The following is a 14,891-nucleotide window of genomic DNA, read 5'->3' as shown; positions in this document are numbered from 1 at the left end:
GCACATCATCAGCTGGAAGGGGTTTGCCGCTCATCTGACGGAGAGGTGCGCTCCCGGCGGCCCGAATGTGATCACGGATGTGGCCACCACCGCGGCCACCACCCACGACAGTCAGGTCCTGCCCGGCATCCACACTCGTCTGGCGTGCCGTGGGCTGCTGCCCGCCGAGCACCTGGTCGACGCCGGCTACACGTCCCTGCCCCACCTGGCACAAGCCGCCCGAGAACACCAGGTCACCGTCACCGGACCACTGCCGGGCAATCCCACCCGCCAGCACCGCCGAGGCGAGGGCTTTGCCCGGGACGACTTCCACATCGACTACGACCGTCAGCAGGTCACCTGCCCTCAGGGGCAGGTCAGCGCGGGCTGGCACGGCCCCTATCCGACTTCCTCGCCCACTGCGGCCCCGCTGATCGTGGCCAGGTTCACCAAGAGTCAGTGCCGTCCCTGCCCGGCCCGCACTCAGTGCACCTCCACCGCGGACAGCGCCCGAACTGTGGGCTTTCCCCCGAAAGAACTCCATGACCTGCAACTTCGCGTCCGCGCGGAGCAACAGACGCCCGAGTGGAAGACCCGCTATGCGGTCCGCTCGGGAGTGGAGGGCACGGTCAACGAGTTCGCCCACGGCCACGGAATGCGGCGCTGCCGCTACCGAGGACAGGGAAAGGCCCACATCCAGCACGTTCTGACGGCCATTGCCGTCAACATCGAGCGCCTCAGCGGACTGCCACCGGCCGAAGAAACACCGACGTCCCGCCGACCGACTGCCTTCCAGCACTACCTCGACCAGCGCGAGATACCCCGGCCGAAGTCCTGGCGAACCCTGGGAACCTGACCGGCACCTTCAAGATCCCCGACAGAGTCAAGCTCACGGATGCTGTCGGGGGAGTGGTCTATCGAGTACGGGCAGGGCCCCGGCGAGATGCCTCGCCGAGGCCCTTGGTCTGCCTTCGCCTCGCGAAGGCCCGGTTCAGGGGTTTCGCCGGCACCGCCTGATGTTCACGGCTGGGTGCGTGGCCCGCTGACAGCCGCTGTTGCCTGCCGGCGTGGGGTCAGGGCGAGGTGACCGTCAGCGGCTGGTAGCCGGACTGCTGTCCGGTGATCCGAACGGTGTAGACATGTCCGGCGGGGCTGGCCGGCACGGTGAAGGCGGCGGCGCGCGCGGCGGTGATCGCCGTGCCGTTGTCGAGCCATTGGAAGCGGTAGCAGGAGCCGGCGGTCCAGTTGGTCGGGACGGCGGTGAGGGTGGCGCCGGCGGTCGGGGTGCCGGTGACGGCGGCGGTGCCCTGCTGGGCCGGCAGCGTGGTGTTGGTGCCCGAGGGGTTGGTCAAGGTGACGGTGACCTGCGCGGTGCCGGTGACGGCGCCGGTCGCGTCCACGCGCACGGACAGGCCGCCGGCAGCGTAGGTCTCCGCGGCCTGGAGCGAGAGATTGCGCGGCGAGGTGGCCTGGGTGATCGCCTGCAGGACGCTCTGGCTGTTCCCGCCCGACAGTGCCTCCACCTTGTCCACGGTGACGCCGGGGACGAAGCCCGTTGCCGCCACGAGCGACTCGGCGTAGTACGCGTCGGCGTCGCGGCCGGACTTGTTGCGCCAGTCGAGGAAGGACGTATCGCCGGTCGTCGGGTCGACGATCTTGAGGCCGCGGGTGCCGTCCTTGGTGCCGCGCCCCCACAGGTCGTACGTGGCGGTGACGTCGTGCTGGCCGCTGCCCAGGCTGAGCGCGGGGACTTCGCATGTCTTGGTGACGCCGAGCCGGGTGCGCTCGAACGCGCCCAGCGCCGTGGACAGGAACGGCCCCCTCCCCGAGAGGCCGATCACGGAGGCCGACATGATCGAGTACTGGTCGCGCCCCCCTTCCTCGACGCAGGTCGTCGTCCCGCCGGACGCCGAGCAGCGCACCGCGTTCGCGTGGTCGAAGCTGAAGTTGACGCGCCGACCAGTGCGGATCGCTTGTTCTGCCACGTCTACGGCCGCAGCGGACCCTCCTCGGATCAGTTCGTGCCCGGCTGGCCCTACTCGTTCGTCGCCGCGCTGGAGTCGGGCCGGACTTCGTGGTGTCAGATCCTGGACACGCTGCGGCTGGGCCCCTCCGACGATGTCGCCGAGGTCACCGCTGCCCAGGTCCGCCGAGTGGTCGAGGACCTCATCGCCATGGGCCGATGGCAGGCGGGTGACCGCGACATCCTGATCGTCTTCGACGCCGGCTACGACGCTCCGCGCATGGCCTATCTCCTGGAAGGACTGCCGGTGGAGGTCCTCGGACGGATGCGTACGGACCGTGTGATGCGCAAGCCGGTCCCAGTGCCGTGGATCTCACCGCCGCAGGGCGGACGCCCGCCCAAGCACGGTAAGGAGTTCCGCTTCGCCAAGCCCGACACCTGGGGTGAACCCGACGCCGCGACGGTGCAGGTCACCGACCGCTACGGCACCGCGCGCGACGGCCTGGGACCGCATTCACCCGAGGCTGACTACGCGCTCGGCATGGATCGACCAAACCGGCGAACTCCCCCTCATCGAGGGAACGTTGATTCGCCTGGAGGTCGACCGCCTGCCCGGCGGCAACGATCCGCTCCCCGTCTGGCTGTGGACGTCAGCCACCGGCCTGGAGGGTGAAGGCGTCGACCTGCGCTGGCAGGCGTTCCTGCGCAGATTCGACTTGGAGCACACCTTCCGGATGATCAAGCAGACGCTGGGCTGGACCTGCCCGAAGTTCCGCACCCCCGAGGCGGCGGACCGGTGGACTTGGCTTATCGTCGCGGCCCACACCCAACTCCGCCTCGCCCGGCCGCTGGCCGCAGACCTCCGCCGCCCCTGGGAGAAGCCGGCCGAACCCGACCGACTCACCCCCGCCCGGGTCCGCCGGGGGTTCAGAAACCTCCGCCCGAACCTGCCTTGTCCGACCCGTGCGCCCAAACCCAACCGGCCCGGTCCCGGCAGGCCACCCGGCTCGAAGAACCGGCACCCCGCCACCCGCTACGACGTCGGCAAAACCACCAGACGCCCCGAAAGCATCATCGAACGCGATCAGCTCAGAGGTGGACCCCAGCCTCAGAAGGGAACAGCCAGCCCGGCCTCGCGCAATCGAAGCAGTGCCCTGCCCATACACTCGGCGACCGAGGCCCCGTCGGCCCTCATCCCACCGTCCAGCGGCCCACCAGAAGCAGCAAATGTCCACGCCGGCTGACCGTCACGCATGCGCTCCGCATCGACCCGGATCATGGCATGGACGCCCTGCTCGCCAAGCCACTCCAGGATGGACAGCGTCACGTCCTCGACGCCGCTGTCCAGGTTCACCTCGGGCCGCCGCCCCGTCCCCTTGGTCATGGCCACGACCCTACTCACCATCTGATCGGGTCGCGTCACGCACTCTCAAGGCGGATCAGACCATAAAGAACAAGCTGAGACTCTGAACGTGCCGTGCCTTCGTCTGCTGGCTGGAGTTCAGCGACGATTTCGATGCCGAGCGCGTAGGCCGGCGCGGCCCGAGGTGAGCAGCGCGCTTTCAGCGACCCCGACGAGGTTGGCGAGAGCGGCTCCGGCGTGGAGTGCGCCGCAGGTGTGCAGTCGGGCGGGATATGCCCGGCCGAGAGCCAGCAGTTGCCCGAAGTGGACGAGTTGCTGCACCCGTGCCCCGAGCGTCAGGGCGGACGGCGACGCTATCCGCCCGAGGCCGCGCAGGCAGGCGATGATCCGGAGCAAGCTCGGGGAGATCGAGCAACGCGTGATCGATCTCGAACATGCCCACCAGCTCATGGCACACGCCCTACTGTGCAGCAAAGCAGACATTCTCACCTGCGCGACGTTCCGGCAGCCGATGGCCACCCGGCGTCCGTCTCTATGAGCGGCCGACGGGGCCATGTGGTGCCTGCTGGTGGCGAGCAAGACTCGATATCGCTGGATACTCTCGATGCGGAACACTGAGAGTGACTTTTCTGGTCAGCGACTCGGGATACAGCGCGCGCCTTGTACCGGCGGAGATCAGATGTTCCGAAGCGTTGGATTCTCAGAGGCCGGACTCTGCGGGACCTGTTCCATGTGTGTGGTGGGCAGTTCGACTCGGACAGTGAGGCCGCCGCCGGGGCGTGGGGTGGCGGTGAGCTCGCCGTGGTGGGTCAGGGTGATCGCCCGGACCACGGCCAGTCCCAGCCCGGTCCCGTCGCTGCGGTGTTCCCGACCGGGCTGGAACGGTTCGAAGAGGGCGGGGATTTCGTCCTGTGCCAATACCGGGCCGGTGTTGCCGACTTCGATGAAGGCAAGGCCGCCGAGGGTGCCGGTGGTCACCGTCGCCGTGCCGTCGCGGTAATTATGCCGCACAGCGTTGGCCAGCAGGTTCAGTGCGATCTGCCGGAGCAGTGAGGGGTCGCCCGCGACCGGGGCGGGCTCTGGGTCGGCGGTGATCCGGATGCCTGCCGTCCGGGCCTCGTCGGCCAGGTCGGCCAAGGCGTCCCTGGCGGCGTCCTCCAGGTCGAACGGTTGCGGCGTCAGCTGTGTGCTCTCGCCGCGTGCCAGTGTGAGCAGTGCCGCGATCAGGCGTTCGCTGCGGGCGTTGGCGTCCAGCGCCCGTTGGAAGGCGGGTCTCAGGTCGGCCGGGACCCGGCCTTGGGCGAGTGGGATCTCCAGGGCGGTGCGCTGGAGGGTGAGCGGGGTGCGCAGTTCGTGCGAGGCGTGGGAGGTGAAGCGGCGCTGGGCGGTGAAGCTGCGGTCCAGGCGGTCGAGCATGGTGTCGAAGGTGTCGCCGAGTTCGCGGACCTCGTCGCGCGGGCCGGTCAGGCCGAGCCGTTCGTCCAGGGTGCTGCCGGTACCGATGCGCCGGGCCGCCGCGGTGACCTGGCTGAGGCGGTGCAGTGAGCGGCTGCTGCCCCACCAGGCGAGCAGTCCGGCGAGTGCGGTGAAGACGGCGAGCAGGAGCAGGGAGCGCAGCAGCAGATCGCTGAGGACGGTGTGCTGGAAGTCTTCGAAGCGCTGTGCGGGACTGGTGAGTGAGGCGGGGGTCGAGGGGCCTTGCGGGGTGGCGGTGGGGATCGGCTCCGTCTGGGCGGGAGCGAGCACGCTCTCGGGTTCGACGCGGTGGCGGTTGTCTTTCAGGAGTTGGCGGGCGCTCAGCCAGTTCAGCAGGAGCAGCCCGCTGCCCAGGACTGCGAAGACCGTCGTGGTCATCAGGGTCAGTCGGCCGCGCAGGGGCAGATCGTGCAGCGAGAGGCGGCGACCGGTCCGGGCCCGGCTCACAGCCGGTACCCGTAGCCGGGGTCGTTGATGATCAGTGGTGGGTCGCCGAGCTTGCGGCGCAGCGAGTGGACGGTGACCCGGACGGCGGTGGTGGCCGGGGCCAGTGCTGCGTCCCACAGGCTGCCCCGCAGCTGCTCGCTGTGGACCGGGGCGCCGTCCGCGGCCAGCAGCAGTTCCAGCACTCCGAGCTCCTTGGGTGTCAGCTTCAGTGGCCGGCCGTCGCGTTCGGCGATCCTGCGCACGGTGTCCAGGCTGACGCCGTGCCTGCTCAGCACGGTGGCACTGCTGCCGGCAGGGGAGCGGCGGCCCAGCGCGCGCAGCCGGGCGATCAGTTCCAGGTACGAGAAGGGTTTGGCCAGGTAGTCGTCGGCGCCCTGGCCGAGGCCGTCGACCAGGTCGGCGAGGGATCCGGCGGCGGTGAGCATCAGGATTCTGGCCGGGTAGCCGGCTGTGTTCAGGGCCCGGCAGACGGCGTCCCCGCTCAGCTTGGGCAGGTGCCGGTCAAGGAGCAGGACGTCGTAGTCGGCGGCGGCCGTCATTTCGAGCGCGCGGGCGCCGTCGTGGGCGACGTCGCAGACCATGCCTTCGGCGCGCAGGCCCTCGGCGAGCATCGCGGCCAGGTCCACCTCGTCCTCGACGATCAGCACTCGCATTCTGCTCCACTCCCCTCGCCGCGCCCTGCGCTGCGCTGTCCTGCCCCGTACCGGCCTGTCCTGGCCCTTCTTGGTCAACGATGCCTCGGCGGGCGTTAGCCGGTGGTTAGGCACGCACTCACTGGTGCGTAACTCGCCGGTCCGTAGAAATGCCGAGGTCGATGTCGACATCCAGCAGGGAGACCACGAAATGCGTACCAAGACCATACGAACCGTACTGGTGGCGACCGCCGTGACGGCGGCGCTGGTGATGACCGGCTGCTCCTCACAGGGCACTGCGCCCAGCGTGGCCGGGGGCGACGGCGCGGGAAAGAGCAAGCCGCAGGACGACGACGCGGTCCGGCGGGCCTGGGTGGACTGCATGCACAAGCAGGGGCAGACCAGCGTCGAGCAGGACAAGGACGGCAACATCACCTTCCCAGCCGCCGGTGTCGACAGTCCCGGCTCGGCCAACGGCCTCGACACGGCGAGCAAGGCCTGCGACGCCAAGGTCCCCGGCATCCACCAGGTCCAGCAGAAGGGTAACGAGAAGTTCGTCGAGCAAGCGCGTGCCTTCGTCGCGTGCGCGCGGAAGCACGGCTACGCGGACATCCCTGACCCCGACCCCAAGACCGGCATCCTCATATTCCCGGCGAAATCTCTCAACAACGCCAAATGGGACGCCATCCAGCCGGCCTGCGGCAAGCTCCCGATGCCCGGCTACTCGATCGGTCAGTGATCATGAGCCACACTGTTGAGACCACCGCCCCCAACGGCACCTCGCCCGCCCCGGCGCGAAAGGGGAGCCGTAAGGTCGTCGTCGCGCTCGTCCTGGTCGCCGCGCTCGGCGGCTCGGGTGCGCTCGCCGCGATGCGCCCCTGGGAACACCGCGGCACCGCCTCCGCGAAGCCGTCCGTCGGCCACGGCACCGTCGCGGTGCAGAAGGGCTCGCTGTCCACCGGCATCCAGGTCGGCGGCGCGCTCAGCTACAGCACCCCGACTCCCGTCATCGCCTCCGGCCACGGAACGCTCACCGCCCTGCCCGCCGTCGGTGCCGTCGTCAAGGCGGGAGCGAAGTTGTACGAGGTCGACGGACGGCCCGTGGTGCTGCTCACCGGGGACCGGCCGACGTGGCGCGACCTCGGCCCCGACATCAGTGACGGACCCGACGTCGAACAGCTCAAACGCAACCTGATCAAGCTCGGCCATGCCGACGGACTCGGCCTGACGGCCGACCAGAAGTTCACCCCTGCCACCGTCACCGCCGTCAAGCGCTGGCAGAAGGCCCTCGGTGAGAAGCAGACGGGAACGGTATCGCTCGGCAGTGTCGTCATGCTGCCGCAGGCGGCCGTGCGGGTGCAGCAGCTCGGCGCGCAGCTCGGCTCGGCCCTCGGGGCCACCGCGGTCATGACCGTGTCCGGCACCGACCTGGTCGCCACCGCGCAGCCCGCCGACAACCAGCTCTCCCAGTTCAAGCCCAACGGCCGGGTGACAGTGAAGCTGGCCGACGGCAGCACCATCGACGGACGCATTCGCTCACTGGTCCGCGGCGGTACCGGCGACGGCGGGGACAACGGCTCAGACGGCGCGGACAAGACCACCGTCACCATCGCGCTGGACCACCAGCGGCAGGCCAAGCAGGCCGGGCCCTCCTCCGTGACCGTCACCGTCGTCGGCGAGACCGTCAGCGACGCGCTCATCGTCCCCGTCACCGCGCTGCTCGCCCTGGACGGCGGCGGCTACGGAGTCCAGGTCGTCAGCGGCGCCACCACCCGGCTGGTCAGGATCCAGCTGGGACTGGTCGCCGACGCCAAGGCGCAGATCACCGGGGACATCCAAGCCGACGCCCAGGTGGTGATCCCGAAGTGACGCCCCCTCAGCAACCCTGCAGCACACCCGTACTGGAACTCTCCGGCATCACCAAGGAATACCCGGGATCACCGCCGCTGCGCATCCTGCACGGCATCGACCTCACCGTCGAAGCCGGAGAACTCCTCGCCGTCGTCGGACCCTCCGGCTCCGGCAAGTCCACCCTCCTCGCGCTGCTCGGCTCCCTCGACCGGCCCACTGCAGGAAATCTGTACTTCGAACGACGCGACCTGTCCGCGCTCTCCGACCCCGAACTGGCCGCCCTGCGCGCCCACCGGATCGGCTTCGTCTTCCAGCAGTTCTTCCTGCTGTCCGGGCTCACCACGGTCGAGAACGTCGCCACCGGCCTCCTCTACAGCGGCGTCCCCGCCTCACTCCGGCGCTCCAGAGCCGCCGAAGCCCTGCGAGAAGTGGGCCTCGGACACCGGCTCCGCCACCACCCCGACCAGCTCTCCGGTGGCGAGAAGCAGCGCGTCGCCATCGCCCGCGCCCTCGTCGGCCGCCCCGCACTGCTGCTCGCCGACGAACCCACCGGGGCCCTGGACAGCGTCTCCGGCACCGCCGTCGTCGAGCTGCTGCGCACCCTGAACGCCAACGGCACCACCGTCGTCGTCATCACCCACGACCGCGAGCTGGCCTCCTCCTTCCCCCGGCGAATCGCCCTCCACGACGGCCGCATCGACTCCGACGAACGCGGCCCGCACCCCGCAGGAGCTGTCCGATGACGCCACCCCTGCGACGCACCCGGCTACGCCCGACGGACACACTGCGCCTCGGCATGATCGGACCACGCACCCGCAAGATGCGCTCCGCCCTGTCCGCGCTCGGCATCTCCCTGGGCATCGCCGCCGTCATCGCCGTGACCGGAATCTCCGCCTCCAACCAGGCACACCTGCTGGAGCGCCTGGACCGGCTCGGCTCCAACCTGATCACCGTCGCCCCCGGCAACGGCGCCGACCAGAAACCGGTGCCGCTGCCGCCCACGGCCGAGAAAATGCTCGCCAACATCGCCCCCGTACAACAGGTCACCGCGACCGGAGCCACCAAAGCCCAGGTCTACCGCAACGACCTGGTCCCACCACAGCAGACCAACAGCCTCACCGTGCTGGCCGCCCGGCTCAACCTGCTCGACGTCCTGCACGCCACCCTGCGGAGCGGGCACTGGCTGGACAAAGCGAGCGAGAACCTCCCGATGACCGTGCTCGGCGACCAGGCCGCACTCCGGCTCGGCGTGACCGCGCCGGGTGAGCGGGTCTGGCTGGGCGGACAGTGGTTCGTCGTCACCGGAATCCTGGCCCCGAACGAGCTCGCACCCGAGCTCGGCACCGCCGCCCTGGTCGGCTGGCCCGAGGCCACCGCCCACCTGGGCGCGGACGGCACCGCCGCCATGGTCTACCTCAGGGCCCACCCCGAACGCGTCCCTGACGTACAGACCGTTGCCGGAGCCACCGCCGACCCCGCCAACCCGAGCACGGTCGCCGTCAGCCGCCCTTCCGACCTGTACACAGCACGGGCCGAGACCAAGAACTCCCTCACCGGACTCGTCCTCGCCCTCGCCGCGGTCGCCCTGCTCGTAGGCGGCGTCGGCATCGCCAACACCATGGTCGTGGGAGTGATGGAACGCCGCGGCGAAGTCGGACTGCGCCGCGCGCTGGGCGCCCGAGGCGGCCAGATCGCCGTCCAGTTCCTCATCGAAGCCGTACTGATGGGCCTCATCGGAGGAGTCGGCGGGCTGTTCGTCGGCGGCCTCGCGGTCTACGGCTACGCCCTCGCACAGGGCTGGCCCGCCTCCATCCCGCTCTACACGGTCATCGCCGGCCCCCTGGTGTCGGTACTGGTGGCGGCCGCCGCCGGAATCTACCCGGCACTGCGCGCAGCCAGGGTGTCCCCGACAGACGCCCTGCGCTCGGCCTGACCGACGACGCCGGAGCCGCCGAGGTCGCAGACTGGGCCCGACTACGCGGACATGACATACGCCGATGCCCATGCGCCACTTCTCCGGACCCATTCAAGCTCGACCTGAGTTCGCACCCGCAGACCCCATGCCCCGCCGCTCCCAGGCCACGCACCGTGCCCGGGGGCGGCGCCGGTCGACGGCCCTCATCTCTCCGCAGTCGACGCACTGGTGCCGCGGACGGTCGCCGCGGTTCAGCCGCTGATAGCAGGCACTGCAGACCAGGCGCCCGTCCTCTTCCCGGACGATGATCCTCCGAGTGCGCGGCCGCGTCCGACCGCTTCCCCGCACCCCGAAACGGCGATCCAGGACCCACACATGACCTGACCTCACGTCACCCCCCCCGAGGGATTTCCGGAGCCGACCACTAAGCCACGGGCGAGGATCGTTGTCGTCGCAGCTCAGCCCTCCGACGGGTTGGATTGTCAGTGGTGTCCTCTACTGTCAGGCGCAAGTACACCGGCCAGGAACAGCAGCTGCTGCGCTGGTCCGGTGAGGTGGTGCGGTACTCCCGTACACCGCCCCGGTTCCCGAAGGCGGCGAAGCCGGGCGGAGGACAACAGAGTTCAGGCCGGTGTGACGGGTGTGACGTGCCGGGGGCAGTGGTCGCCGAGGGCGGCGCCCGGCCTGGCCGGAGGCTCCGGGACGGGAGGGTCATGGCACATCGCCCTCCCGGACCCACGGGCCGCCAGGGCGGCTGATGGCCGGCAACGCGGGCGGGAAGCCGCCAGGGCCTACCGGAGCGCGGCAGGCAACCGCGTATCGCCGTCAGTGACGGCTGCCTCAACCTGCTCCCTCGTCAGGTCAAACGCGCCGCGCAGGTCCACGCCGCGCAGGTCCGCGCCCAGCAGGTCCGCGCCGTTAAGTTTCGCGTCGTTCAGTTTCGCACTGCGCAGGTCCGCGCCCAGCAGTTCCGCGTCGCTCAGGTCCGTGCCGCTCAGGTCCGCGCTGTTCAGATCCGTGTGCTGCAGGTACGCACCGTTCATTTTCGCGTTGTTCAGGTTCGCGCCGTTGAGGTTCGCGCCGTCCAGGTCCACGCCGCGCAGGTCCGCGCCCAGCAGGTCCGCGCCGTCCAGGTTCGCGTCGTCCAGGTCTGCGCCGTTGAGGTCCGCGCCGCGCAGGTTCGCGTTGTTCAGGTACGCGTCGTCCAGGTCCGCGTCGTTCAGTTTCGCGCCGGTCAAGTCTGCGCCGATCAGTTTCGCGTGCAGCTTCGCGCCGGTCAGGTCTGCGCCGCGCAGGTTCGCGTAGCTCAGAACCGCCGCTGATCCGGCTGTGGATTCGAGGGTGATGTTGGGGAGTTTGGCGGCGCGGAGATCAAGGAGGAAAGGGCCGTCCCGGGTTGTGTCCCGGGTGGCGAGGACGGTGAGGGCGGCGTGGACATCGGCCGCGACGTCCTGGTCTTTGGCCGGGGGTTTCGCGGCGTGGGTGCGGATGTAGGCGGCGAGGACGTGGGCGATGGTGGGGTGGTCGCGGCGGGAGTCCTGCATGATCCGCTGCAGGGCGTAGATACCGCCCAGCCGCACGTCCGCCTTGTCCTCGCCGAGGTTTCCCACCGCTGCCGTGTACCGGTCGGTGATCTGCCCCTCCTTGGCCAGCGCCCGGTCATCCCGCGCCTGGGCGTTAGCCTGCTGGGCCTGCTCATTGGCCTGCCTGGTCTGAACGTTCGAGTACCACAGACCCACCACCGCCACGACGGCCGCGACCACGACCGTGAACAACTCGATCCGCCGCGCCCAGTCCAGACCTTCCGGTCGCTCCTCGGTAGGAGGGGGAGTGTCCGGTGGCCGGGTGGAGCCTGCTCCCAGGCCGACGGAGGTCCGGGCGGTGAGACGGGTGGTGCGGCGTAACCGCGGGGGGCGGGCAGGCGTGGGAGGCATACCTGTATTCGATCCCAACACCCCACTCCGGCGCAGCGATTCGGTTCTATGAAGCCGCGGCCCCTGTGCGGCACACCAGTGGTGTGGCGGGTTTCCGGAAGCGGCGGCACTCCCTGGGTGCCGGACCGCTCCGGACCTGCCTTCTGGCTGGATTGCTCACCTGTGGGGGTGTCTGCCTCGTACGGTGAGGTGGTGGACGACACGACGACCGACGTGGAGCTGTACGCACCCGATACGACAGGCCGGTGGCGCTGGGTCCGGGACCTCAGGCCGGAGGAAATCTGATGGGACGCAGCCCGCCCCGGAGCCGGGCGATACCGCACGCCTCGATCAGCTGGTGGCCCACTGGCGGGAGGCACCGCCGGAGATCCGGCAGGACATCCTCACCACGGCCGCAGCGGCCCAGGGTGCCCCGGAGCCCGGCCACGTCGCCCATCTGCTGGATACACTCGGCCGTCTGAGCTTCCCGGGCACCCCGGACAGCGCCCCGTAGTGCGTGCGGTTCCCGACAGCACGAGACCCCGGGCGATGATGCCCGGGGTCTCTCTGTGCAGTGCCGTTCCACCGGATCAACGACCGACCACGGCTGGTCATGCCCATGCCGCCTGGGCGGACAGCTCACCGTGGTCTTCCGGGCCCAATCGCCCGGCACAATGCCTGTGCACGGTCGGTACCGTCCTGCCCCGATTTCAACAATCACAGGAGGAACGGAACATGGACGAGTCCCCACAGCCGCAGGACCAGCAGACGGAGAACCAGGTCTCCGGTCAGGCCCATGTGTACGGGCCGGTGATCCAAGCCCGCGATGTGCACGGCAATGTCACCGTGGTGACCGGCCGGACACCACAGCCGGAGGTTCCGCTGCACGTGACCGTTGAACTGCTCAGCAGCAGCAGTTTGCTGATGAGCCTGGATGCGGAACCCGCCCGCAGATGGCAGCCGAAGAACGGGGTCAGGCTGCTGGTGGAAGCGCATACGGCGCAGGCTGTGGTGCTGCAGCGGATGCGGCCCGTCATCCTGTCGCGCCGCCCACCGCGCCCAGCTCGCTCAGAAGTGACACGGGGAGTTTTAAGCACACGCGGCTTCACGACAGACCTGGACGCTGAGGCACCGGCGCTCAAGCCAAAGACCAATGAGGCGGCAGATTTCCCCTTCACCGTGACGAACAGCGACCCGGAGCTGTTCGTGATCTACCCGCTCTCAGCCTTCGAGGTCGATTGGCGCCTGGAGCTGGACTGGATGAGCGCGGGCCGCAGTGGCACAGCCGTCATCGACCAGGCCGGCCAACCGTTCAGCTTCGTCCCAGTGCCCGAGCCCATCCCGATGACCGCATCCGAAATACGGGCCGAGGTGTATCGCCGCCAGACTGAGTCGCAACGGACAAAGTATTTCAGGGAGTAGGAACTGGCCAGCTCGCTGTGACACACCGGACCGGCGCACGCCCATAGAGTCGACCGGTCCGGGGCGCGGCCGTGGGCGACAACTGTGGGCTGCCGACGGCATGTACGGAGGTGGGTTCTGTGCTCAGCGGGCGGCGGGTGGTCACCCGGCGGTTCTGCCCGGCGACTGGTGCGACTCTCGTACGCGTATGAGTGACCGTGCGTCCCGGCGGCCACGCCGGCGATGAAACCTCACCGGACAACTCAACCGCGCGGCGCAGCCGTTGCCCTGGCCTCGGGAATGCCGCACCCCACAACTGTAGAGTCCTCGCCAGTGAACCGGCGAGGACTCATGCACGTGCGTGGCTAATTGCAGGAAGCGGGCGGCGTCTGGAAGGTCTGCTGCCCCTTCACTTGAATTTTACCGATGAACTTCGGGCACCCTTTCTGCGGGTACGCGTCATTCCACTGCTTTGTCTTGGTCTTGCCCGCCTTCAGGTAGAACCACCCTTTCCAGTGATTCTTCCCCGCCCTTTCGTAACCGATTCGAGCCGTGATGCGCTTTCCTGAATTCTTGGCGTACTGGACTACGATGTCATGATTTGCATCGATGACAGAGGCACATAAGCGCCCACTGCTGATTTTTGTGCAGCGGGGCCCGTAGGTTGTGCCCGGACCGGAGGTCGGTTGAGTGCTCTGGGCTGACGCTGGTGTCCCGATTCCCGTAGCCAGCAGCGCGACTGCGGCCACGGTGATGCGTAGTGCGTACTTCTTCATCGGTGGGTCCTCTCCTTGGGCCAGTGCGGGAAATGAGTGGGGGCTAGACATGACGACCCGGATAGATGGGGGCATGTTGTTCCTCGCTCCTCCCATGGCTGAAACGCGCTTTGCCATGGGTGCCACGCGATTTTCGCTTCCTCCACTGGAGGCTGTTGTTCTGCCTGCCTGCCACGCGCAGCGTGCACAACAGCAGCACACGGGCTGACTGGCCGACAAGGTACGAATTCGGGACTGTGGTGGGGCAGCGCTGCCTGATGCTGCGGGTCGGGTCCCGGTCTCGACCGACGCCGCGCCGGGGGAGACCGGAATCCAATCCGGTCGTGCGCCCGGTCGACAGGTCGGCACGTGGGAACAGTCCGAGGTGGCCCTGCTTGCCCACACTGCCGGGAACGGCCTATGACGACGGTTCCCGGCAGTGTCACGTGCTGGTGGTGTTCTCAGGTCAGCACTTGTTGTCCGGGTGTACGGAGCCGCCGTCGTCCAGGCGGGCGTTGTAGACCCAGCCCTGGAAGTTGGTGTTGTCGACGCGGACGTGGGTCCACTTGTTGCCGGCGGAGTTCTTCACCCAGCAGTGGTAGTTCAGCACGACCGCGGTGCCGACGGTGTAGGTGACGCCGCAGTCCTCGCTGGGGCCGGAACGGAGCAGGGCGCTGGTTCCCTTGGCGGTTCCCGTCCCGGGGGATTTGTTCGACCAGCCGACCCCGCCGGGGCAAGCGCTGGATCCGGTGGGCACGGCGGTGGCCGCAGGTGCTGTCGCGGTGAGAGCTGCGCCGGCCATGAGGAGCGATGCGGCGGCCGCGGTGGCCCACTTCCTGGTCCGGACGGGCGAATTGAGTGTGCTCATCGTTCTTCTCTTTCTTCCAGAGGCAGCCAGGACGGCTGCTCAGTCGAGTCGTTCTTGTGCGACTCCTGCTCTTTCTTGGCTTGGGCTCCCTTCCAAGCGGGATGCGGTCCCCTGTTCCGCACCCCGCGGGTGGCGGCTGGCCGTGATGGTTCGCCGGGTTCGGATCGTCGTTCGCGGGCCGGCCGTCCGGTGTTCCGAAGCGGCGAAGCGCTGTCCGACGAGTTCGAGTTCACCGGGTGGGGAGTTGATTGGCAGCCCGTCTGAGCTGCACTGATCAATCGGTGGCCGTTGGTGGCTCGTTTGTTGCCCGCCCCGTTGCGGGCCTGTG

General features: G+C 69.0%; 14 protein-coding genes and 1 pseudogene. 8 read left to right on the top strand and 7 right to left on the bottom strand.

The genetic code is table 11. The annotated features are described in order from the left end of the window. The first annotated feature begins 79 nt into the window (after positions 1 to 79). Both OG251_RS43355 and OG251_RS43345 read left to right on the top strand, forming a co-directional pair. Positions 80 to 835, top strand: a complete 756-nt coding sequence (locus OG251_RS43355) for a transposase (RefSeq protein WP_326681565.1) — start codon at positions 80 to 82, stop codon at positions 833 to 835. Positions 836 to 1,610: 775 nt separating this feature from the next. Continuing rightward, a pseudogene (locus OG251_RS43345) lies at positions 1,611 to 3,036 on the top strand (NF041680 family putative transposase); the annotation flags it as partial. 14 nt (positions 3,037 to 3,050) lie between these two features. On the opposite strand, the gene OG251_RS43340 reads toward OG251_RS43345, so the two are convergent. From OG251_RS43340 to OG251_RS43325, 4 genes are all read right to left on the bottom strand, one after another. Beyond that, complete coding sequence (locus OG251_RS43340; protein WP_326681563.1) at positions 3,051 to 3,326, bottom strand: hypothetical protein; 276 nt, start codon at positions 3,324 to 3,326, stop codon at positions 3,051 to 3,053. A gap of 117 nt (positions 3,327 to 3,443) precedes the next feature. Then, positions 3,444 to 3,701, bottom strand: a complete 258-nt coding sequence (locus OG251_RS43335; RefSeq protein WP_326681562.1) for a hypothetical protein — start codon at positions 3,699 to 3,701, stop codon at positions 3,444 to 3,446. A 279-nt stretch (positions 3,702 to 3,980) separates the two neighbouring features. Continuing rightward, positions 3,981 to 5,228, bottom strand: coding sequence for a sensor histidine kinase (locus OG251_RS43330; RefSeq protein WP_326681561.1), 1,248 nt, complete (start codon positions 5,226 to 5,228; stop codon positions 3,981 to 3,983). Beyond that, positions 5,225 to 5,881 (bottom strand): response regulator transcription factor, encoded by a 657-nt coding sequence (locus tag OG251_RS43325; protein ID WP_326681560.1) that lies wholly within the window; start codon positions 5,879 to 5,881, stop codon positions 5,225 to 5,227. The genes OG251_RS43330 and OG251_RS43325 overlap by 4 nt, the downstream gene beginning before the upstream one ends. A 190-nt stretch (positions 5,882 to 6,071) precedes the next feature. On the opposite strand from OG251_RS43325, the gene OG251_RS43320 reads away from it, so the two are divergent. The 4 genes from OG251_RS43320 to OG251_RS43305 are packed head-to-tail and all read left to right on the top strand — an operon-like array spanning position 6,072 to position 9,644. Further along, on the top strand, positions 6,072 to 6,599 hold the full coding sequence (locus OG251_RS43320) for a hypothetical protein (protein ID WP_326681559.1): 528 nt from the start codon (positions 6,072 to 6,074) through the stop codon (positions 6,597 to 6,599). 2 nt (positions 6,600 to 6,601) lie between these two features. Further along, on the top strand, positions 6,602 to 7,729 hold the full coding sequence (locus OG251_RS43315; RefSeq protein WP_326681558.1) for a peptidoglycan-binding domain-containing protein: 1,128 nt from the start codon (positions 6,602 to 6,604) through the stop codon (positions 7,727 to 7,729). Continuing rightward, a complete protein-coding gene (locus tag OG251_RS43310) occupies positions 7,726 to 8,454 on the top strand; it encodes an ABC transporter ATP-binding protein (RefSeq protein ID WP_326681557.1) in 729 nt (242 codons plus the stop codon). The genes OG251_RS43315 and OG251_RS43310 overlap by 4 nt, the downstream gene beginning before the upstream one ends. Continuing rightward, on the top strand, positions 8,451 to 9,644 hold the full coding sequence (locus OG251_RS43305; RefSeq protein WP_326681556.1) for an ABC transporter permease: 1,194 nt from the start codon (positions 8,451 to 8,453) through the stop codon (positions 9,642 to 9,644). Before OG251_RS43310 ends, OG251_RS43305 begins: the two co-directional genes overlap by 4 nt. A gap of 773 nt (positions 9,645 to 10,417) precedes the next feature. On the opposite strand, the gene OG251_RS43300 is transcribed toward OG251_RS43305, so the two are convergent. Continuing rightward, entirely contained in the window at positions 10,418 to 11,401 is a 984-nt protein-coding gene (locus tag OG251_RS43300; RefSeq protein ID WP_326681555.1) for a pentapeptide repeat-containing protein, read from the bottom strand. 496 nt (positions 11,402 to 11,897) lie between these two features. Between OG251_RS43300 and OG251_RS43295 the strand changes: the two genes are divergently transcribed. Together OG251_RS43295 and OG251_RS43290 are read left to right on the top strand one after the other, a co-directional pair. After that, positions 11,898 to 12,053: a hypothetical protein gene (locus OG251_RS43295; RefSeq protein ID WP_326681554.1), complete on the top strand. Its 156-nt coding sequence runs from the start codon at positions 11,898 to 11,900 to the stop codon at positions 12,051 to 12,053. Between the two features lie 221 nt (positions 12,054 to 12,274). Beyond that, positions 12,275 to 12,961 (top strand): hypothetical protein, encoded by a 687-nt coding sequence (locus tag OG251_RS43290; RefSeq protein WP_326681553.1) that lies wholly within the window; start codon positions 12,275 to 12,277, stop codon positions 12,959 to 12,961. A gap of 344 nt (positions 12,962 to 13,305) precedes the next feature. Here the strand turns inward: OG251_RS43290 and OG251_RS43285 are convergent, their stop codons facing one another. Then, the gene (locus OG251_RS43285) at positions 13,306 to 13,716 is read right to left on the bottom strand and encodes a hypothetical protein (RefSeq protein ID WP_326681552.1); all 411 of its coding nucleotides are present in this window, start codon (positions 13,714 to 13,716) and stop codon (positions 13,306 to 13,308) included. Between the two features lie 445 nt (positions 13,717 to 14,161). Further along, a complete protein-coding gene (locus tag OG251_RS43280; RefSeq protein ID WP_326681551.1) occupies positions 14,162 to 14,563 on the bottom strand; it encodes an SH3 domain-containing protein in 402 nt (133 codons plus the stop codon). Between the last annotated feature and the right edge of the window lie 328 nt (positions 14,564 to 14,891).

The organism is Streptomyces sp. NBC_01237 (assembly GCF_035917275.1).
Classification (GTDB): domain Bacteria; phylum Actinomycetota; class Actinomycetes; order Streptomycetales; family Streptomycetaceae; genus Streptomyces.
The sequence above is the reverse complement of the archived record's forward strand: the minus strand, read 5'-3'. Positions and strand labels throughout refer to the sequence as shown.